The organism is Dyadobacter koreensis, assembly GCF_900108855.1.
In the GTDB taxonomy this organism is placed as follows: Bacteria; Bacteroidota; Bacteroidia; order Cytophagales; family Spirosomataceae; genus Dyadobacter; species Dyadobacter koreensis.
Genome location: NZ_FNXY01000002.1, coordinates 335858 through 355579, shown reverse-complemented (window position 1 = coordinate 355579; position 19722 = coordinate 335858). Strand labels below are relative to the sequence as shown.

At 42.0% G+C, this 19722-nt stretch carries 16 protein-coding genes; 12 read left to right on the top strand and 4 right to left on the bottom strand.

Translation table 11 applies throughout. From position 1 onward, the window contains the following. The first annotated feature begins 253 nt into the window (after window positions 1-253). The 9 genes from kduD (at window position 254) to BMY70_RS05990 (ending at window position 10887) form a co-directional block, all read left to right on the top strand. Window positions 254-1024 carry a 2-dehydro-3-deoxy-D-gluconate 5-dehydrogenase KduD gene (kduD, locus tag BMY70_RS06030; RefSeq protein WP_090333349.1) on the top strand — a complete coding sequence of 257 codons (771 nt, stop codon included), beginning with the start codon at window positions 254-256 and terminating at the stop codon, window positions 1022-1024. Window positions 1025-1144: 120 nt separating this feature from the next. Then, window positions 1145-1975, top strand: coding sequence for a 5-dehydro-4-deoxy-D-glucuronate isomerase (gene kduI / locus BMY70_RS06025; protein ID WP_090333346.1), 831 nt, complete (start codon window positions 1145-1147; stop codon window positions 1973-1975). Between the two features lie 348 nt (window positions 1976-2323). After that, window positions 2324-4657 (top strand): glycosyl hydrolase family 28 protein, encoded by a 2334-nt coding sequence (locus BMY70_RS06020; protein ID WP_090333344.1) that lies wholly within the window; start codon window positions 2324-2326, stop codon window positions 4655-4657. Between the two features lie 26 nt (window positions 4658-4683). After that, window positions 4684-5031, top strand: coding sequence for a cupin domain-containing protein (locus BMY70_RS06015; RefSeq protein WP_090333341.1), 348 nt, complete (start codon window positions 4684-4686; stop codon window positions 5029-5031). Between the two features lie 38 nt (window positions 5032-5069). Beyond that, entirely contained in the window at window positions 5070-5501 is a 432-nt protein-coding gene (locus BMY70_RS06010) for a cupin domain-containing protein (protein WP_090333337.1), read from the top strand. Window positions 5502-5539: 38 nt separating this feature from the next. Beyond that, on the top strand, window positions 5540-7480 hold the full coding sequence (locus BMY70_RS06005) for a glycoside hydrolase family 88/105 protein (RefSeq protein WP_374754693.1): 1941 nt from the start codon (window positions 5540-5542) through the stop codon (window positions 7478-7480). A gap of 34 nt (window positions 7481-7514) precedes the next feature. Then, window positions 7515-9044 carry a tagaturonate reductase gene (locus BMY70_RS06000; RefSeq protein ID WP_090333335.1) on the top strand — a complete coding sequence of 510 codons (1530 nt, stop codon included), beginning with the start codon at window positions 7515-7517 and terminating at the stop codon, window positions 9042-9044. Between the two features lie 33 nt (window positions 9045-9077). Further along, the gene (locus BMY70_RS05995; RefSeq protein ID WP_229209502.1) at window positions 9078-10382 is read left to right on the top strand and encodes an MFS transporter; all 1305 of its coding nucleotides are present in this window, start codon (window positions 9078-9080) and stop codon (window positions 10380-10382) included. Window positions 10383-10449: 67 nt separating this feature from the next. Then, window positions 10450-10887: a nuclear transport factor 2 family protein gene (locus tag BMY70_RS05990; RefSeq protein ID WP_090334752.1), complete on the top strand. Its 438-nt coding sequence runs from the start codon at window positions 10450-10452 to the stop codon at window positions 10885-10887. 76 nt (window positions 10888-10963) lie between these two features. Here BMY70_RS05990 and BMY70_RS05985 read toward each other — a convergent pair whose 3' ends face one another. The 3 genes from BMY70_RS05985 to BMY70_RS05975 all read right to left on the bottom strand — a co-directional run bounded on the left by BMY70_RS05985 (window position 10964) and on the right by BMY70_RS05975 (window position 14594). Then, window positions 10964-11518 carry a hypothetical protein gene (locus tag BMY70_RS05985; protein WP_090333330.1) on the bottom strand — a complete coding sequence of 185 codons (555 nt, stop codon included), beginning with the start codon at window positions 11516-11518 and terminating at the stop codon, window positions 10964-10966. Between the two features lie 259 nt (window positions 11519-11777). Then, window positions 11778-12992, bottom strand: a complete 1215-nt coding sequence (locus tag BMY70_RS05980; protein ID WP_090333327.1) for an ATP-grasp domain-containing protein — start codon at window positions 12990-12992, stop codon at window positions 11778-11780. A 210-nt stretch (window positions 12993-13202) separates the two neighbouring features. Further along, window positions 13203-14594, bottom strand: a complete 1392-nt coding sequence (locus tag BMY70_RS05975) for a leucyl aminopeptidase family protein (RefSeq protein ID WP_090334751.1) — start codon at window positions 14592-14594, stop codon at window positions 13203-13205. A 180-nt stretch (window positions 14595-14774) separates the two neighbouring features. Between BMY70_RS05975 and BMY70_RS05970 the strand changes: the two genes are divergently transcribed. Beyond that, window positions 14775-16166, top strand: coding sequence for a glycoside hydrolase family 88/105 protein (locus BMY70_RS05970; protein ID WP_090333325.1), 1392 nt, complete (start codon window positions 14775-14777; stop codon window positions 16164-16166). Further along, entirely contained in the window at window positions 16132-17469 is a 1338-nt protein-coding gene (locus BMY70_RS05965; RefSeq protein WP_143072063.1) for a rhamnogalacturonan acetylesterase, read from the top strand. Before BMY70_RS05970 ends, BMY70_RS05965 begins: the two co-directional genes overlap by 35 nt. A 106-nt stretch (window positions 17470-17575) precedes the next feature. Here BMY70_RS05965 and BMY70_RS05960 read toward each other — a convergent pair whose 3' ends face one another. Continuing rightward, a complete protein-coding gene (locus BMY70_RS05960) occupies window positions 17576-19126 on the bottom strand; it encodes a M20/M25/M40 family metallo-hydrolase (protein WP_090333322.1) in 1551 nt (516 codons plus the stop codon). A gap of 350 nt (window positions 19127-19476) precedes the next feature. Between BMY70_RS05960 and BMY70_RS05955 the strand changes: the two genes are divergently transcribed. After that, window positions 19477-19713 (top strand): acyl carrier protein, encoded by a 237-nt coding sequence (locus tag BMY70_RS05955; protein ID WP_090333319.1) that lies wholly within the window; start codon window positions 19477-19479, stop codon window positions 19711-19713. Window positions 19714-19722: the final 9 nt, after the last annotated feature.

Below are 19722 nucleotides of genomic sequence, written 5' to 3'. Positions count from 1 at the left end.
TTATTCCTAGATTAAATATAATTATCTAAACACTCAGTGAATATACTAAATTACCCTTTAATTCTACAATTTTCGTCTTGTAACTTGCCAATTGCATTTTCTGGTAACGTTCCCGATAACGATTGCACAAAAAAAGACAATCCAATATTTGATAATTCTAATTAATACATCTAAACTCGTTTATTCTTATCTATTTTTTGCACAAACCGGCTGAATCTACACCGGTTGCAAAAAAAATCAACAGAACATTTAAATGAATAGTACAAATTTATTCGACCTGACCGGCAAAACCGCGCTGGTGACAGGTTGTAACCGTGGAATAGGCAAAGCGATGGCAGAATCTCTGGCCGAAGCAGGTGCTGATATCATCGGAATATCTTCTTCACTTCCGACAACGGAAAGCGAAATTCAAAAAGCAGTCACATCGATTGGCCGCAAATTTTATCCTTATCAGGTTGATCTGGGAAACCGCGAAAGCCTTTATTCTTTTATCAAACAGGTGAAAGAAACCCACCAAGTCATTGATATTCTGGTTAACAATGCCGGAATAATCCTTCGTCAGCCCGCTGCCGAACATTCCGACGAATATTGGGATCAGGTTTTGAATATCAATCTGGATGCGCCGTTTATACTTTCTCGTGAACTTGGAAAAGAAATGGTTGCCAGAGGTTATGGCAAAATTATTTTCACAGCTTCTCTCCTGACTTTCCAGGGCGGAATTAATGTTCCGGGTTATACCGCGTCGAAAAGTGCCATCGGCGGTTTGGTGAAAGCTTTGGCAAATGAGTGGGCAGGAAAAGGCGTAAATGTAAATGCCATCGCTCCCGGATATATTAACACCGATAATACAGAAGCTTTGCGCAATGACCCTGTTCGCAGTAAATCCATCCTTGATCGTATTCCGGCTGGTCGTTGGGGCTTACCCGAAGACTTCAAAGGGCCTACGTTGTTTCTCGCTTCAGAAGCTTCCAATTATGTCAACGGAACGACGCTGACAGTCGACGGAGGGTGGATGGGAAGATAATGTTGAAGAGAGAATGAGTGAATGGGATTGTTCACAGTCTATATTGATACTGGAATTATAAAAAGGGACATTTGGGCGGATACTAACAGCTAATCGCTTACAGCCAAAAGCTACTAAACTATGGAAATTAGATTTGAAAGCAGTCGTAAAGAAGTTTCTCAGATGAACACTGAGACTTTACGTGAGAATTTTTTAATTGAAAATATATTTGAATCCGGTAAAATCAACTGGGTTTATTCACACTACGACCGTGTTATGATCGGCGGCGCCATTCCCGTTTCCACACCTTTAGTTCTGGAAACATTTGATTCGCTGAAAGCTAATTATTTCCTGGAAAGACGTGAGATTGGGATTATCAATATTGGTGGAGACGGTAAAGTTAATGCCGATGGCGAAGAAATTGCGATCAGCAAATTAGGTTGTGTTTATGTAGGTAAAGGAACCCAGAAAGTAATTTTCACCAGTAATGATGCTGAGAATCCAGCTGCATTTTACCTGCTTTCTTCACCGGCGCATCAGACCTGCCCGACGCGTCTTTTCACAAAAGAAGACGCCACTCCGGTAACGATTGGAAGTATGGAGACTTCAAATCACCGCACAATTTATAAATACATTCACCTGGATGGTATTCAGAGCTGCCAGCTTGTGATGGGACTTACGGTTTTGAAAACGGGCAGTGTCTGGAACACGATGCCGTCGCACGTACATGATCGTCGGATGGAAGCCTATTGCTATTTTGATGTACCACAAAATCAGCGGGTGCTACATTTGATGGGCGAACCGTCGGAAACGCGTCATTTATTGGTGGCTGATCGTCAGGCGATTATTTCTCCTCCATGGTCTATTCATTCAGGCTGCGGAACTTCCAATTACTCTTTTATCTGGGGAATGGCCGGAGAAAATAAGGATTATACTGATATGGACGCTGTTGCGATTGGCGATTTAAGATAATTAGCATTTTATTGGAGTTTGGCAAAGGGTTATACTTTACCAAACTCCTTTTTTATTGATATAGTACCAATTTAATTTCGCAGATCAGCCCGGATTCTAAATTCTAAAACCGATCGAAAGCCGTGGCTGTGCGCTCTTCTGATAATTATTTCAGTAAAATTCAGTCTCTGGCAACGTTCCCGATAACGATTGCACAACAAAAGACAATTTAATATTTGATAATTATAATTATATCCTCTAAACTCGTCATATTCCTGTATAAATCTTAATCGGAATAGCCCATCTGTATTATTGAAATAAGTCAATTCATAAAGGGATTTTCCCGAATCCGGTTATTGTTAAAATAGAATGAAAAAACTGTTATTACTTTCTCTTCTAATTATCTCGGGTTTTAAACCTGACCAGGATAAGATTCAGATTTTCCTGATCGGCGATTCAACACTTGCCAACAAAGCCGCTGGTGATGCCCCTGAAACGGGCTGGGGAATGGTTTTCCAAGATTTTTTCACTGATAAAATAAAGGTAGAAAATCACGCTCAGAATGGGAGAAGTACGAAGAGTTTTATCAATGAGGGGCGCTGGGCAACTGTTACTAAAAATCTGAAAGCCGGCGATTGGGTTTTTATCCAGTTTGGACACAATGACTCAAAAGACAAGGATACCAGCCGATACGCTGCCGCTAATACAGATTACAAAAAAAACCTGATCCGTTTCATCACCGAAACACGTGCAAAAGGTGGAAATCCGGTTTTGATTACGCCGGTTATGCGCCGTCGTTTCGATGAAAAAGGTGCATTTATCGACACACACGCAGATTATCCGGCGGCTGTGAAGGCAGTCGCCAAAGAACAAAAAGTTGCTTTGATTGATTTGCATGCGATGAGTCAAGAAGTAATTGTGCAACATGGCGTGGAAAGTTCAAAAGCAATTTTTATGCATGTCGAAGCCGGGCACTATCCTAAATTTCCGAAAGGTCTGGTCGACGATACGCATTTTACAGCTTATGGGGCCAAAATCATGGCGGGCCTCGTTGCAAGATCGGTTCAAACCCAGAACCTTGATCTAAAAAAATACCTGAAACATTTTGGCAGCACGGACAAGTTTGTCTTTGATTTACCTGTCATTCAGCAACCATCGTTCCGGAAAGATACTTTTAACATTGTTTCTTATGGCGCGAAAAACGATGGACTGGTACTGAATTCTCCCGCCATCAACAAGGCTATCGAAGCCTGTGCAGCAAAGGGCGGCGGCACAGTGCTCATTCCCGAAGGTTTCTGGCTATCAGGTCCGATCACGTTAAAAAGTAATATTAATCTTCATCTTGCAAAAGGCGCTTTACTGCAGTTCAGCGATAATTATAAAGATTATCCACTTGTTAAAACGACCTGGGAAGGATTGGATGCGATTCGTTGCCAGTCGCCGGTAAGCGCGACGGATGCGGTAAACATTGCAATAACGGGCGGCGGGATTATTGACGGAGCCGGGCAAGCGTGGCGGTCAGTGAAAAAAGAAAAACTGACAGATTCGCAATGGCAAAAATTGGTTGCTTCCGGCGGCGTTCTGGATCAGGCGCAGAGAATATGGTATCCGAGTGAAGGTTCAAAACTGGGCAATACAACGCCGGGCGCAGGAAATATTGCTGCAGGATATACGATGGAGACAGTGACGAAATTTCAGGAATTCCTCCGTCCGAATATGATCCGCTTTACCAACTGCAAGAAAGTTCTTCTGGAAGGAGTTACGTTTCAAAATTCCCCTGCCTGGAATCTTCATCCTATGCTGTGCGACCATATTACATTAAAAAATCTGACGGTGCGAAATCCTTGGTACGCTCAAAATGGCGATGGCGTAGACCTGGAATCCTGCCGCTTTGCAATGATCGACAATTGCACTTTTGATGTCGGTGATGATGGAATTTGCATCAAATCCGGTCGAGACGAAGAAGGCCGCAAACGTGGCGTGCCCACGGAAAATGTAATTGTTCAAAATTCTACGGTTTTTCACGGTCACGGCGGTTTTGTGATAGGAAGTGAAATGTCGGGAGGCGTTAAAAATCTCTTCATTAATAATTGCAGTTTTCTCGGAACTGATGTCGGACTTCGTTTCAAAACTGCTCGCGGACGAGGCGGTATTGTGGAAAATATTTTCATCTCAGATATCAATATGAGCAACATTCCGGGGGAAGCAGTTCTTTTTGATATGTATTATATGGCGAAAGATCCTGTTCCGAAACCAGGCGAGAAAAACGAATTACCTGTCATGAAAGCCGAACCGCTAAATGAGGGAACGCCTCAGTTTCAGAATTTCCACATCCGTAACATTGTTTGCAAAGGCGCCGAAACGGGGCTTATGGTTCGTGGATTGCCGGAAATGAGTATCAAGAACATCACCATTGAAAATGCAGTCCTGCAAAGCAATAAAGGTTTTGTATGTATAGAAGGTGAAAATATAAATTTGAAAAATGTCGCCTTTTATACAAAAGATAAAACCGTCATGCAGATTCAAAACAGCGCAAATGTGACGATGGATAAAATAACATATGCCGACGACAGAGATTTGCTGCTGAAAGTAAACGGCGATCGCTCCAAAGGAATACGTCTATTGAATACCGACGAAAAGAAAGCGAAAAAAAATATTGAATTCAGTGGAAATGCATCATCAAAAGCATTAACCCGAAAATAAAATCCAACGGCGAAATCGAAGAAAGAATGGGCGATACACGAGCAAGAGAATTCATCACAGACTCTGAAATTGATTGGGAAGATCTAGGGGGCGGACTAAAAAGGAAGATATTGTCATACGACAATAATCTGATGATGGTAAAGGTCGCATTTGAAAAAGGCGGAGTTGGCGCTTTGCATAGCCATTTTCATACCCAAATGAGCTATGTAGACAGCGGCGTCTTTGAAATTGTGATTGGCGACCAGACACAAATACTTAAAAAAGGCGACGGATATTACATTCCGCCAGACGTAATCCATGGAGCATTATGCATAGAGGAAGGCATGCTGATCGATATTTTTACCCCTTTACGTGCAGATTTTATCTCAGAATAAACAAATCTCAATCAACTATTTCGGCAGGAAAATAATATATGAAATTTAGTTCAAAACTTATCAGATCAGGTTTTTGTGGAATATTATTTCTTATCGCGGTACCGTCATTCGCTCAAAATGAACATGCAAAAGCAGCGAATGGAAAAAAGTTTATTGTAGACTCAGAAATTCCATGGCAGGATTTGGGCGGCGGATTGAAACGAAAAATCATGTCATATGATCCGACAATGATGATGGTAAAAATTGACTTTCAAAAAGGAGGAATCGGTACGCCACACAAACACGTGCATACGCAAATGAGCTATGTTGAAAGTGGTGTTTTCGAAGTTACCATAGGCGATAAAAAACAGACATTGAAAAAAGGCGACGGCTACTACATTCCATCAAATATTATCCACGGAGCGGTTTGCCTGGAAGCAGGAGTTTTGATCGATATGTTCACGCCCATGCGTGAGGATTTTGTAAAATAAAAAACGAAAAGTAACTCTTATCAAGATTATTGAAACGCATGAACTATTTATCCACCCATACAATAAAACTTACTTTTTTAACCCTTTTAGGTCTGATCGCGACAACGGGATTTGCTCAGCAAAAACCTTGGTCAACGCAAATGGCTGATTCTTTTATTTCCTGGAATAAAGACTCGATTCTTGTTGGAGAGGCCAAGCGTTCAAATTGGAATTACGAACAAGGATTGATGCTTAAAGCTCTGGAAAGAGTATTTTATCGTACAGGTGAAGGAAAATATTTTGAGTATATCAGAAAAGATGCAGATCAGTTTGTAAAAGCCGACGGCTCCATTCGTACGTATGATTTCAATTCATTTAATCTCGATAACATTCCTTCCGGACGGCCATTATTAACACTTTATCAGCAAACCCAGCCTGATAAGGAGAAATATAAAAAGGCAGCAGATTTACTATGGAAGCAACTTTCAGAACAGCCGAAAATTAAAGAGGGAGGATATTGGCATAAAAAACGGTATCCGGAACAGATGTGGCTGGACGGACTTTTCATGGCTGAACCGTTCTCAGCTGAATATAGTCTTCTATTTAATCATCCGGAACATTTTGACGATATCGCAAAACAATTTGAGCTTATCGAAAAATATGCCGTTGATGAAAAAACAGGTTTGGTCTATCATGCTTATGATGATGCCAAAGAGCAGAAATGGGCGGATAAAAAAACCGGCAGATCTCCGCATTTCTGGGGGCGTGCAATCGGCTGGTATGCGATGGCGTTGGTTGAAGTCCTGGATTATTTTCCAAAAGATCATCCAAAACGACCTGAACTTATCAAATATCTTCAAAGACTTGCTCCGGTTCTAGCAAAATACCAGGATAAAAATTCTGGTGTCTGGTATCAGATTATGGACCAGGGAACACGTAAAGGAAATTATCTGGAAGCATCAGCTTCTTGTATGTTCGTCTACGCACTGGCGAAGGGTTCACGATTGGGTTACATCCCTGCAACGTATGCGACAGTGGCTAAAAAAGGTTACGAAGGGATTTTGAAAACATTTGTGGAAAAGGAAAAAGACGGAACGATCAGTCTGAATAAAACCGTAAGTGTCGGCGGACTGGGTGGCACGCCTTACCGCGACGGAAGTTATGAATACTACCTGAGTGAGCCGATCCGGAAAAATGATTTGAAAGGAGTTGGTCCATTTATCATGGCCAGCGTAGAAATGGAAATTGCTTCGGAGAATGCAGTTGGAAAAGGAAAAAAAGTGGCATTGGATTATTTTTTCAACAAAGAGGTACGGAAAACCGCAGCAGGACAGGAAGAGCCGTTCCACTACACCTGGGAAGATCGCCAGCATTCAGGCTACTGGTTATGGGGCAGCATTTATCGCGAACTTGGCGCGCAAACTGTTTCCATTCCCTCGGCGCCAACGGCTGAAAATTTAAAGGGAATTGACGTGTACATCATCGTCGATCCGGATACGAAAAAAGAATCGCCGAATCCAAATTTTGTACAGCCCAAAGATATTACTGAAATTGAAAAATGGGTAAAAGCCGGCGGGGTGCTGGTACTGATGGCGAACGATACAGCAAACTGCGAAATCCCTCATTTCAATGAACTCGCAAAAGTTTTTGGTATCCAGTTTACTAATAAAAACAGAAATATGGTACAAGGCCTGCAATTTGAACAAGGCCGTATCGATGTACCCGCAAACGACAAAACGATTTTTAAAAACGCCAGCAAATTATACATTAAGGAACTCTCTCCTATCGCTGTTACACCACCTGCAAAATCGATTTTGACGGATCATGGTGACATTATCATGGCTGTTTCAAAATATGGAAAAGGGACGGTGTATGCGCTTGGCGATCCCTGGATTTACAACGAATATCTGGACGGTAGAAGGATAGACAATTCCTTCGAGAACTTCGCCGCAGCCAAAGACCTTTCGATCTGGCTCCTGCAGCAAGCAGCAAAAAAATAGAACCTGACTTTTACAGCATAAAGATTTAAAGCTTATGAATCACCTATATCGCGAGCATTTGCGCCGGTTACGGAACAGTCCCAGCGTGACCGTACCAGACGATTCCGTTTTTGAACTGCCGGAAAAAGTGATCCAGTTTGGAACCGGGGCTTTCCTTCGCGGGCTGGCTGATTATTTCGTGGATAAGGCCAACCGGGAGGGTGTCTTCAACGGTCGGATCGTGGTTGTGAAATCTACGGATGAAGGTGATTTAAAAGCATTTGATCGTCAGGATAATTTGTATACTCTTGCGATGAAAGGCGTCCATAACGGTAAACTGGTTGAAGAAACGATTATCTCGTCAGCAATCAGCAGGGTTTTATCTGCCAAAACTCAATGGTCTCTCGTGCTGGATTGCGCGCGGAATCCTGCTATAAAAATAGTTTTTTCAAACACCACTGAATTAGGTATCCAGCTCGTCCAGGACGATATTTATCAGTGGCCGCCAGTTTCATTTCCCGGAAAATTACTCGCGTTTTTGTATGCTCGCTTTAAGGCTTTCGCAGCAAATCCGAACTTTGGTTTGGTAATTGTCCCAACGGAATTAATCGCCGACAATGGAAAAAAGCTGGAATCTATCGTACTGGAACTTGCGCATCGGAATGGTCTGGAACCAGGTTTTATTGACTGGCTTGAACAGTGCAATTCGTTTTGTAATTCGCTCGTCGACCGCATTGTACCAGGGCGACCGGATATCGAAATTAAAAAACAGATCGAAAACGAGCTTGGTTATATGGACGATCTGATGATCATGTCTGAATATTACAGGCTTTGGGCTATTGAGGGTGACGAAAAGGTAAAAGAAATTTTGTCGTTTTCGCAAATTGATTCCGGGGTTTTTATTGAACCGGATATCGAACTATATCGTGAACTGAAACTTCGTTTGCTGAACGGCGCTCATACGCTAGGCTGCGGACTGGCCTTTCTCGCAGGTTTTCCGACGGTACGGGAATCCATGAAAAATCCTTTTTTCGAAGCTTATTTGTCAAACCTTATCCAAAACGAAATCGCTGTTTCGATCCCCTATCCCGTCAGTGAGGAGCGTGCGCATAAGTTCAGTTTAATGGTTTTAGACCGTTTCAGGAATCCTTATATCGAGCATAAGTGGATTAATATCACGCATAATTATTCAGCAAAAATAAATTCAAGGGTCATCCCGGCTTTCCAGCAATTTTATAAGGAATACGGCACTGCACCCGAATATATGACTTTTGGATTTGCTGTGTATATCTATTTCATGAAGGCGGTCAGGAAAGATGGCGAACACTATTTCGGCTTTGCGAACGATGCTTACTATCTCATTCAAGATCAAAGAGCGGCTTATTTTCATCAAAAATGGCAGAATTACGAGTTGCCTGAAATGGTTCACCTGATCTTGAAAGACTCATTTATCTGGGGTTCTGACCTCACTAAACTGGGGGTATCCGAGGATAATGTCGTCCAATACCTTGAATCGTTTGCGAATTCCGGTGTAGCTCAGACACTGGAAAATTTTCTTGCAAAAGTTGAGTACGTCAAAATATAATTTCCTATTTCAGAACAATAATCAGTTGCTCTTATGCTTACTACTGAAATCCCTAAGCTGGAAAGTCACATGACCAAATATCGCTGGCGCGTTGTGGCTCTGCTCTTTTTTGCCACCACCATTAATTATCTCGACAGGCAGGTCCTGGGTCTGCTAAAACCAGCTTTGGAATCTGATTTCGCCTGGACAGAAAAAGATTTCAGTCATATTGTTATGGCATTTCAAGCAGCCTACGCGGTTTCGCTCATTGGTTTTGGTGCAATTATTGACAAAATTGGAACGAAGTTAGGTTACATTATTTCTGTTGTTGTTTGGAGTATAGCAGCCATTCTTCACGCCGCAGCAACCGGAACTCTTAGTTTTGGATTGATGCGCGCATTGCTTGGACTAGGAGAAGCAGGAAATTTTCCTGTTGCTATCAAGGCGACAGCGGAATGGTTTCCTAAAAAAGAACGTGCGCTGGCGACGGGTATTTTCAATTCTGGTGCTAATATTGGTGCTGTCGTTGCCCCTATTATGGTTCCATGGCTTTTAGGCGCTTATGGATGGCAGGAAGCATTTTTAATTACAGGAGCGCTGGGTTTTGTCTGGTTATTTTTCTGGTGGAGATATTACGAAGTACCAGCAAAACAGGAACGTATTAACAAGGCTGAATTCGACTATATCCATAGTGACAACGAGCCTGATACCAGTAAAGAAGCACCGGTGAAATGGCTTGATCTTTTCAAAGTTCGTCAGACCTGGGCTTTCGTTTTTGGAAAAATGTTAACCGATCCGATCTGGTGGTTTTTCCTTTACTGGCTTCCATCCTACTTCGCCGAAGCTTTCAAACTGAATTTGTCCAAACCAAGTCTTGAACTCGTAATTGTTTATACCGCGACTACAATCGGTAGTATTGGCGGCGGATACCTTTCCGGTTATTTCATCAATAAAGGCTGGCCGATCTTTCGTGCACGTAAAACTTCCATGTTCATTTTTGCAATCCTGGTCACTCCAATCATGCTGGCCCAGTATACCACAAACATTTGGCAGGCTGTATTTTTGATCAGTTTGGCAGCAGCGGCTCACCAGGCATGGAGTGCCAATATTTTTACAACAGCATCGGATATGTTTCCGAAAAAAGCGGTAAGCTCGGTTGTGGGTATAGGTGGAATGGCCGGATCAGTAGGTGGGATACTTTTTCCACTTATGGTAGGTATTATCCTTGATAATTATAAAACAGCAGGAAATATTGGCGGTGGTTACAATGTTATTTTTATCATTTGCGGTTTCGCTTATTTGCTTGCTTGGGCTGTAATGCACTTCTTTGCACCTAAGATGGAACAAGTTAAAATTTAAAATGGCAGTCAGCTTTCGGCAGTCGGCTATCGAATTAAAACAATTCAAAAAATTATTCTTAGTTGTTATGAAGAAAACATTTTTAGTTGCCGTATTATTTATGTTCGCCAGCCTCATTTCTTTTGCTCAGACGGCCGATGAAAAAGCAGTAGGCGAAGCGGTTGAAAAATTAAAAAACGCAATCGTTTCTGCGGATGCAGCGGTTTTAGGAAAACTTACTTCTCCGCTTTTGTCTTACGGACATTCAAACGGTCTGCTTGAAGATCAAAAAGAATTTATCCGTGCATTGACCAGCGGGGAATCGCATTTTACACGCATAGATATCGCTGATCAAAAAATAACCGTTTCGGGTGATGTAGCAATGGTTCGCCACACATTGTCGGGCGACACACATAATAAAGGAAAAGATCCTGCACCTGTGAAACTTGGCGTATTTTATGTCTGGCAGAAAACAAAAGGAAACTGGATTCTAGTTGGTCGTCAAGCGTTTAAGTTACCGATGTAATTCAATTTTAGATCCGCATTTAATGTTGGAAATAAAATAAGAGGCAGTCGAAATGAACTTTCATTTTGACTGCCTCTTATTTTGCGTCATAAAACTTCAAAGGTCCGTGATAAAAACCGGATAATTTTTTTCCGTCAGAACCTTCGACACAGTCGAACGTAATATCATAAATTGTGCCTGCCTTTTTTACAGAAACTTTACCCGCGATTATCGCATGGACCTCGCCGCTGGATGTAATATAATCCGCATTTAAAACAACATAGGAATAGCCGAAAGTTTTTGAAAGAAAGGTTGAAGTATCATCAAAAGCATATTCACCATCACCCAAAGCGTTTGAAACCGGACTGTAAATTTCAAAATACACGACGTGCCCCTTACCGGAAGTCGAATCTATTTGTCCGCCAGTTTCGTGAATCGTAATACCTGACGAATAAAGAAACAGAACCTGCCCATGCCCTTCTGCCTTGGTATACTGACCGTAGTCGATCAGCAATCCATTTGCAAGATCATACGTAGCGCCATCGAAGGTAATGGTACTGGTTGGTATAATTTCCTTTTCATCCTTTTTACATCCAAAAAAGATGAAAGATGAAAATAAAAGTAAAAAAGCAAATTTGGAAAAGTTGAACATATAGGAACCGTTATGAGGTGAAAAGTCAAGCTAACCTGGCAATAAACGTTATTTCTATTTATACAAAACGCTCTTCTCACACTGCAGACATAATGAGTGCCGTAGTGATTCTTATTCCTATATTTAAAAAGCATCCAGGTTCCAAATGGGTACTCTGGCAACCTGAATGCTTAAAAATGCTTCCTGTGAAATAACTTAAAAAGTTCATTAAGTTATTTCTATCAATTAATCTTTTATTTCGACTTTACTAAATCAATAATCAGTGCATAGGGCGATCCGGAGCGGGCGCAGACGCATGGTATTCACTTTGAATTATCTCAGCGTATTTATCCAAAAGCTCGATTACTTTATCTTTGGATTTTGAGCGGACGACCAGGCCGATATGATATTCCTCGTCCATTCTCCAGACAATTTCAGGATCATTAAAAATGGAGATATCGGGCCATTGCTGACGTGTCAGCGAAATGATAATACCAGCATATTCTTTACGGCTTGGTGGTAATTTAAAGGGTTCGCCTTTCGCTTCTGCGGTTTCCATTTTTGCCCATTCCTTCCAGAGATTAATTCCCGAAGAAGCCTCTACTAATTCCGAAAGATGCGCCCCTCCAACCCGGGATGAAGTTTCAAGAAAATAATATTTCCCATCATCCTTCGAGCGGATCACTTCAGTATGAGAAGCGCTGTGACGCAGGCCAAAAGCTTTTAAAACGTCAATCGAAATCGTTTCTAAAGCGTGGGCCTCAGAAGAATCGAAGGGGACAGTCATAGATCGGAAAATCCCACCGCCGTGGGCTACATCAAACGGAGGAGCAAGATACTTGCTGTTCCAGGTGAAAATTACGCGGCCATTCATGGACAACGAATCTACGTGATATACGTCTCCCGGCTTAAATTGCTCAACCAGATACGCATGTCTTTTATCGCCCAGTTCATGGATTGTCTCCCACAATTCTTCTCGCGTATGCAATTTTTTTATACCCGTCGCTGATGCCTCAGAACGCGGTTTGATCATCCACGGACCGGCATGATCGTCTAAGAATTTATTAATCACTTCGTCGTTAAACAAACCGCAAAAACCGGGGACCAGAATTCCTGATTCTGCTGCTTTGGTACGCATAGCCAGCTTATCCCTGAAATATTTTCCAGTAGTTTGCCCCATACCGGGGATGCGGAAATATTCTCTGATCAAGGCGGCTTTTTCAACGTCAAAATCATCCAGCGCAACAACGCGATCGATCATCCGGCTTCGCATAATATAAGCAAGGCCGGTAACCACTTCGTCCATGTCATATGTTTTGTCTTCTCCTTCTTCTATGTAAAAAAACTCATCAACGGATTCTCTCGCCCAAGGTTTCTGGTCCAGCTTTTTGGCCGTTAACAGATAGACGATATTGCCTGCATTTTTACAGGCTCTCAGGAAGTCATTTCCTTTGAAATAGGTTGAAATACATAAAAAAGTTAAAGGACGCGCCATAAAAAATAGTTTGTAGTGATAGTATACTGCTCGAATCCGGACTATTCGACAGGAAAATTTCAGAGAACTTCCTTTTCCAAATCTAACAAAAACAAGCTATTTATCAAGTAAAGCCGCAGTTAAATTTCTGTGATCTGAAAATTTAAATTTATCGTGTGGATTAATTTAAATTAAAACAAAGAATCTCACCAATGGCACGCATACTTCACCCTACAATGCTGATAAATAATCTCTTAGCAATCGAATTCCATATCCGGTACCTGCACGGCCAGGAGCAAATTCATTGTCTCCAAAAGCCATTCCGGCAATATCGAGATGCGCCCATTCAGGATGCTCATCTGTAAAAACTTCGAGGAATTTTGCAGCGACGATCGCACCTGCCAACGGTTTTCCATGATAATTTTTCAAGTCCGCGATATCCGAAGAAATTTCCTCTTTGTATTCATCCCAAACCGGCAGACGCCACAAACGTTCACCAGTTTTTTCGCCTGATTTTGTCAGATCATTGGCAAGGTTATCACTTACCGAAAACAACCCGGCAGCCTCATAACCAAGCGTTTGAATAACACTGCCTGTCAAAGTCGCGAGATCGATTACGACGTCAGGTTTAAATTCCCTTACAGCATAACTCAGTCCATCTGCAAGGATCAGGCGCCCTTCTGCGTCCGTATCAATGACTTCAATCGTTTTTCCTGCATATGATTTTATCACATCCCCCGGTTTCATAGAAGAACCGTCAACACAATTTTCCGTCGAAGGAACCACGCCGATTATTTTTACCGGAAGTTTGAGCTGAGCGGCCAGTTCGACAATTCCAAGGACTGCCGCAGCACCTCCCATATCACTTTTCATGAGATGCATACTTGCAGAAGGTTTGATCGAAATTCCTCCCGTATCAAACGTCACTCCCTTACCAACCAGAGCGATAGTTTTCTCATATTTTTCCGGCACATACTCAGACACGATCATGACAGGAGGCAAATCGCTTCCTTTGCTGACAGCCAGCAAAGCGTACATATGAAGTTCGTTAAGCTTGTTCTTATCCAGGATCGTTACTTTATAATTATTTTTTTGTCCTGATTCAACCGCCCATTCTGCTAATTTTTCCGGCGATTTGTAATTCGAAGGCGCGTTCATTAAATCCATAATACGGATTTGAACTGCCGCCGTTTTGGAAGCTATATTGATCGCAGACTCGTTCTCTTCTGTAATTTTATCTGTCAAGATGAACAGTTTTCCGTTCTCGCCAAAAAATGAGCTGAACAATTTTGGCTCTGTTTTATATAACTGCAAATTATAACCACCTAACACAATCCCGTTAACCGCATTTTCTATCCAGTCCGAAGATTTTCCAATAGCGTCCAATATGATATTTTCGGGCCATCGGTCTTTGCGTTTAAAAAAAGCCAAACGAAAGGTTTTTAGTATTACAGGAAGTTTCGGCGATTTTCCCAGTCCCAACCAAATTTCGTTTTCCGTTGGCCACCAGATCTCGCCTTTATCCGCTTTAAAAAATTCCTGATTTTCAGGTTCGGTACCTGATTCAAACGTACGAAGTAGAAGTGTCTTTTCCGGCGCTTCTATGGTCTGGATAATATGCATAATCTTTACAAAAAAGTTTGGTAACATTCAAAGCTAAGCATTGTGAGCGCTTAATTTTAGATTTTCGCAAACAATATTCCTGGGATAAGCAGGTGAGTACGTGAATGTGGCGATACTTAAAATTATCATATTTGTATACCATCTTAATACAATTTTAAACCCAGCAATTTCAGGCAACACATGTACGTAAAATCTCTTTCTAAAAAATTCATATTTCAGGGAGTTCTTCTTTCAGCGTTGGTTTTAGGTCACTCCCAAAATGCTTCTGCTCAGCGTAATGAAACGAAAGCAAACGATTCCAATACGCCGTTGCATTTATTGCAGCCTGATTATCCGGTTCCGTATGGTCTGGTAAAAAAGGAAAATATTGTCAAAGATTTAAACCGCATTTATGCCTATCTGAATAATGTTACGCCAACAGCTTTTGTAGATAGTAAAACAGGAAAACCGGTAACTGATCTTACAAAAATCGACCAGAACACGGCTTTGCAGAAGGGTAATTACCGGATTGTTAGTTATGAATGGGGCGTTACCTATTCTTCCATGCTGTTGGCCAGTCAGGTTACCGGCGATCCGAAATTCAAGGAATATGCCGATAAGCGTCTCCAATTTATTGCCGAATCCGTTCCCTTTTTCAAAAAAACAAGCACAGAACATGCCGATTGGGGAACAGCTGGCCCTTTGCGCGGACTTGTTGACCCACATGCTTTGGACGATTGCGGAGCCATGTGTGCCGCGATGATCAAAGCAACAAGAGCAGGAACCACAGGAAATTTCCGGCCTTTGATCGATAGCCATATCGATTATATATTAAACAAAGAACATAAATTAAAAGACGGATCGCTTGCCAGAAACAGGCCTCAACCGAACACGATCTGGCTTGATGATTTGTTTATGGCTGTGCCTGCTTTGGCCCAAATGGGAAAACTTACAGGAGAGAAAAAATACTATGATGAAGCCGTAAAACAGGTTTTACAAATCTCCGGCAGGATGTTCGTTAAGGACAAAGGAGTATACATGCACGGTTGGGTAGAAGGTATGACTGAGCATCCTGAATTCCATTGGGCGCGTGCAAATGGCTGGGCGATTTTAACCAAAGTAGAATTGCTTGATGTGTTGCCGGCAAATCATCCGGGAAGACCGAAAATTCTGGAATTGTTAAAAGCACAAGTACGTGGTTTAGCTTCCTATCAGTCAGGCTCTGGATTCTGGCATCAGCTTTTGGACCGGAATGATTCTTATCTGGAAACTTCCGCGACGGCTATTTATGCTTATTCTATTGCAAAAGCGATTAATAATGGCTGGATCGATGGATTGACTTATGCTCCGATGACACTCCTCGCGTGGAACGCAGTCTCGACAAAAATTAATAAGGAAGGGCAAGTTGAAGGGACTTGCGTCGGTACCGGGATGGGTTTTGACCCTGCATTTTATTATCACAGACCGATCAGTCCTTATGCAGCGCATGGTTACGGACCGGTCATTATGGCTGGTGCGGAAGTAATTAATTTATTGGCAAACAAGTCTTTCGAAATCAATGACAGCTCTGTTCAATTGCTTCAAAAGAAGTAAATATTATTTTATCGTTGTACTGATCAGCGTTTGTCAACTTTCCTTTGGACAAGATTTAAAGCTTGATTTCGGCATTGGAAAAGCAGCAAAAGGATATCAAAAAGTGCAGCCGGAAGACTTTTATTCTAATGAAAAGGGATATGGGTTTGTAACTGGAAGCTCAGTTAAAAGTGTAACGAATAAAAGCAAAAACACACTTGAATCGGACTACATAACGTCAGATTCTTCTTTCTTTTTTTCGGTGAAATTGCCGGAAGGAAATTATGATGTTAAATTGATACTTGGTGATGCAAAAGGCACTTCCTCCACGACGGTAAAAGTGGAATGCCGCAGGCTGATGCTTGAAAATATTCAGACAAAAACCGGTGAGTTTGTATCACCGGTTTTTACTGTTAATCTACGTTCTCCCAAAATCAATGCGGACGAAAAAATTGCTCTTAAACCCAGGGAGGTTGGCTATCGGCATTGGGATGATCAGCTGACTTTTGAATTTTCCGGAATAGCGCCGAAAATATGCGGTTTGGAAATTGTCAAAAATGACCAAGCGAAAACCATCTTTCTCGCAGGAAACTCGACAGTCGTTGATCAGGCAAACGAGCCATACGCGGCCTGGGGAAACATGATTTCAAGGTTTTTTAAACCGTATCAGGTGGCTGTTGCAAATTATGCCGAATCAGGAGAATCTTTGCGAAGCTTTATAGCTGAAAAACGGCTGGATAAAATACTTTCTCAAATGAAAGCCGGCGATTATCTTCTGATCGAATTTGCCCACAATGACCAAAAACAGAAAGATCTGTTGCCATTTGTCGGTTATAAAGCCTTACTGGAAAAATTCATTTCTGAAACCCGGAAGAAAGGCGGTATACCTGTTTTGATATCCAGTATGCATCGCAGAAATTTTGATTCGACCGGGCATATCATCAATACGCTGGGCGACTTTCCGGAAGCTGCCAGACAAACGGCCAAAGAACAAAAAGTTACGCTGATCGATTTGAATTTAATGAGTAAAATACTTTGGGAGGCATTAGGACCGGAGGAATCCAAGAAAGCGTTTGTACATTATCCTCCGAATAGTTTTCCAGGTCAGGATAAGGAGATCAAAGACAATACACATTTCAGTAACTATGGCGCCTATCAGCTGGCAAAATGCATTGTAGAAGGAATAAAAAAGGAAGATCAGGAGCTCGCGAAATATCTGATTAAAAACTTGCCTGAATATAATCCGGCACACCCGGACCCGCTAAAAGATTTCAACTTCCCGCTTAGTCCGCTGGTAAAAGTGACAAGACCGGACGGGAATTAATGTCAAATGATAAATATTAAAGACTAGAAAGTAAAAAGAAGTCAACTTTTGAAAAGCTGACTTCTTTTTACTTAAAAAAACTCATCATTTGTCCTTCACTAAATCATCAGTCCATCCCACCTTTCCGCGTAGGACTTCTCATAGCGGGCCAGGCGCCAGGTTCTCCTTTTGCATTCGCAGGAAGAACACTTTTTTCGCGTGAAGTTTTTACAGGATCTTCGCTGGCCTGATAAGCCATTATTGCAGCTAGGATTGCATTGTTACGAACGTCATCGAAAACAATTTTATCATACGTGTCGCGGTTTGTGTGCCAGGTATAAGTTCCATAAGACCAGTTCAGTGAGCTTAAAGAAAAGGCCGGAGCACCAGCTGCTACAAACGAAGCAAAGTCAGAACCACCGGCTCCCGGCGCACCAGGAAATCTTGTTTCAATCTGATCTTTAATATTTGAAGGAACTTTCGACAACCAGCGTCCCAGGTATTCATAGGAATTTAAAAAGCCCTGGCCTGCAAGATTTACAACGCGCCCTGTACCATTATCCTGATTGAAAACCGCCTGGATATTTTTTACAATTTCCGGATGATCTTCAACAAATGCACGGGAACCGTTAAGTCCCTGCTCTTCACTCCCCCAATGACCAACCAGAATCGTTCTCTTTGGATTTGGATAAATTTTCTTCAAAATTCGCATTGCTTCCATCATTGTCAATGTTCCTGTCCCGTTATCGGTCGCTCCTGTACCACCGTCCCATGAGTCAAAATGCGCGGAAAGGATGACATATTCGTCCGGCTTTTCTGTTCCTTTGATTTCGGCAATGGTGTTGAAAGTTGGTACGACGCCGTTCTCCTTTGAATCTGCCCTTACGCTGATTTTCGGCGTATGTCCGGATTCTGCCAAACGGTATAACAGACCATAATCTTCCAAAGCTATATCAACCGTTGGCACTTTCTTGGTTGTTGCGCCAAAAATTTTATTCGCGCCAAATCCTTTTGACCAATAAGAAGCTACTACACCAACCGCACCCGCTTTTTCGAGAGCAGCAGGTAAAGTACGGAGTGAATAACCTGTTTTAGCTATACGTTTTGTCCAGGCTTCTGTCAGAATATCACGCTCTTTTTTCATTTTTTCAAAGGATTCTTTGGTAGCAAATTCCTGCCAGTTGTAGTCCGGACGACCCGTAGGCTGCAACATACTGATCATTACAAATTTCCCCTTAACTGTCGGAAGCCACTTTGCAAAAGCCAGTGAATCAGCCAGATCCGGAATAATAATTGCATCGGCAGTAATAGTTTTGCCGCCCGTTGAAGGGCTCCACGCCAACTGCATTCCTTCCAGAGATTTCACCCGCGGAGAAACCATGTCGATATGTGAAGCACCACGTTCCCATCCACGCCATTCGCCCCACTTCTCATTTTTTGCGGTGATATTCCAATCTTTATATTTCGCAACCGCCCATTCGTTGGCTTGCTGCATTTGAGGTGAGCCCACAAGGCGTGGACCGACAACATCCATGAGTTCATGAGCCAGTTTTTCAAGCTGTGAATTTTCGTTAGCTTCTTTTACAATGCCTTCAATGATAGGATCTTTTGTTTGAGCTTGGGTTAAAACTGAGGTCGCCAGAAGCAACCCAAGCGAGAGCCCGGATAGTTTTTTCATAGGTGATCTGAATTGTATTTTTTGGTTTCGGATTTCCTAAATTAGGAATATTGATTCAACCATCCATTCAATCATGAAATATTCCAGATTAGTCCTTGAATTGCCTTACTAAGTAGGCCTTGAAGGGTAAATACTGACGTAGAAATCGAGTATTGACTCCTCCTGATGCAGGAAAATGACCAAAGGATGTGATAAGAAATTTATTATGTATTTACCCAGGCTGCCACAAAATCGATATGTTAACGGTATAGTAAATTGTAACAGATTTTAATTCACTACAATACCCGAGAGCTCGGACATATGAAATAAACTATACGGAAAAAGAATTTCTTAACCTTCAATTTATTTGTATGAACGAGCAAATCAGAGCACTTCTGGCTGCCAATTGCGGGCTGCCTTACCACTCCATTACAGACGACGCTAATCTTTCAAAAGACCTCGGACTTGATAGTCTTGACACTGTCGATCTGGTTTTACAGCTTGAAGATCTTTTTAAGATTTCCATCCCGGATGAAGATTATCAGCGTCTTCAAACTGTGCGACAGTTCTGTGAATATCTTGAAGGAAAAGTTGTGGCAACAGCGTAAAAAAAGTAA

What these genes read in the sequence shown, in the direction of transcription:
- kduD (WP_090333349.1), top strand. Translation starts at nt 254, where the DNA reads ATGAATAGTACAAATTTATTCGACCTGACCGGCAAAACCGCGCTGGTG.
- BMY70_RS05970 (WP_090333325.1), top strand. Translation starts at nt 14,775, where the DNA reads ATGTACGTAAAATCTCTTTCTAAAAAATTCATATTTCAGGGAGTTCTT.
- BMY70_RS06015 (WP_090333341.1), top strand. Translation starts at nt 4,684, where the DNA reads ATGGGCGATACACGAGCAAGAGAATTCATCACAGACTCTGAAATTGAT.
- BMY70_RS05975 (WP_090334751.1), bottom strand. Translation starts at nt 14,594, where the DNA reads ATGCATATTATCCAGACCATAGAAGCGCCGGAAAAGACACTTCTACTT.
- BMY70_RS06020 (WP_090333344.1), top strand. Translation starts at nt 2,324, where the DNA reads ATGAAAAAACTGTTATTACTTTCTCTTCTAATTATCTCGGGTTTTAAA.
- BMY70_RS05955 (WP_090333319.1), top strand. Translation starts at nt 19,477, where the DNA reads ATGAACGAGCAAATCAGAGCACTTCTGGCTGCCAATTGCGGGCTGCCT.
- BMY70_RS06010 (WP_090333337.1), top strand. Translation starts at nt 5,070, where the DNA reads ATGAAATTTAGTTCAAAACTTATCAGATCAGGTTTTTGTGGAATATTA.
- BMY70_RS05990 (WP_090334752.1), top strand. Translation starts at nt 10,450, where the DNA reads ATGAAGAAAACATTTTTAGTTGCCGTATTATTTATGTTCGCCAGCCTC.
- BMY70_RS05960 (WP_090333322.1), bottom strand. Translation starts at nt 19,126, where the DNA reads ATGAAAAAACTATCCGGGCTCTCGCTTGGGTTGCTTCTGGCGACCTCA.
- BMY70_RS05965 (WP_143072063.1), top strand. Translation starts at nt 16,132, where the DNA reads ATGACAGCTCTGTTCAATTGCTTCAAAAGAAGTAAATATTATTTTATC.
- BMY70_RS06000 (WP_090333335.1), top strand. Translation starts at nt 7,515, where the DNA reads ATGAATCACCTATATCGCGAGCATTTGCGCCGGTTACGGAACAGTCCC.
- kduI (WP_090333346.1), top strand. Translation starts at nt 1,145, where the DNA reads ATGGAAATTAGATTTGAAAGCAGTCGTAAAGAAGTTTCTCAGATGAAC.
- BMY70_RS05995 (WP_229209502.1), top strand. Translation starts at nt 9,078, where the DNA reads ATGCTTACTACTGAAATCCCTAAGCTGGAAAGTCACATGACCAAATAT.
- BMY70_RS05980 (WP_090333327.1), bottom strand. Translation starts at nt 12,992, where the DNA reads ATGGCGCGTCCTTTAACTTTTTTATGTATTTCAACCTATTTCAAAGGA.
- BMY70_RS06005 (WP_374754693.1), top strand. Translation starts at nt 5,540, where the DNA reads ATGAACTATTTATCCACCCATACAATAAAACTTACTTTTTTAACCCTT.
- BMY70_RS05985 (WP_090333330.1), bottom strand. Translation starts at nt 11,518, where the DNA reads ATGTTCAACTTTTCCAAATTTGCTTTTTTACTTTTATTTTCATCTTTC.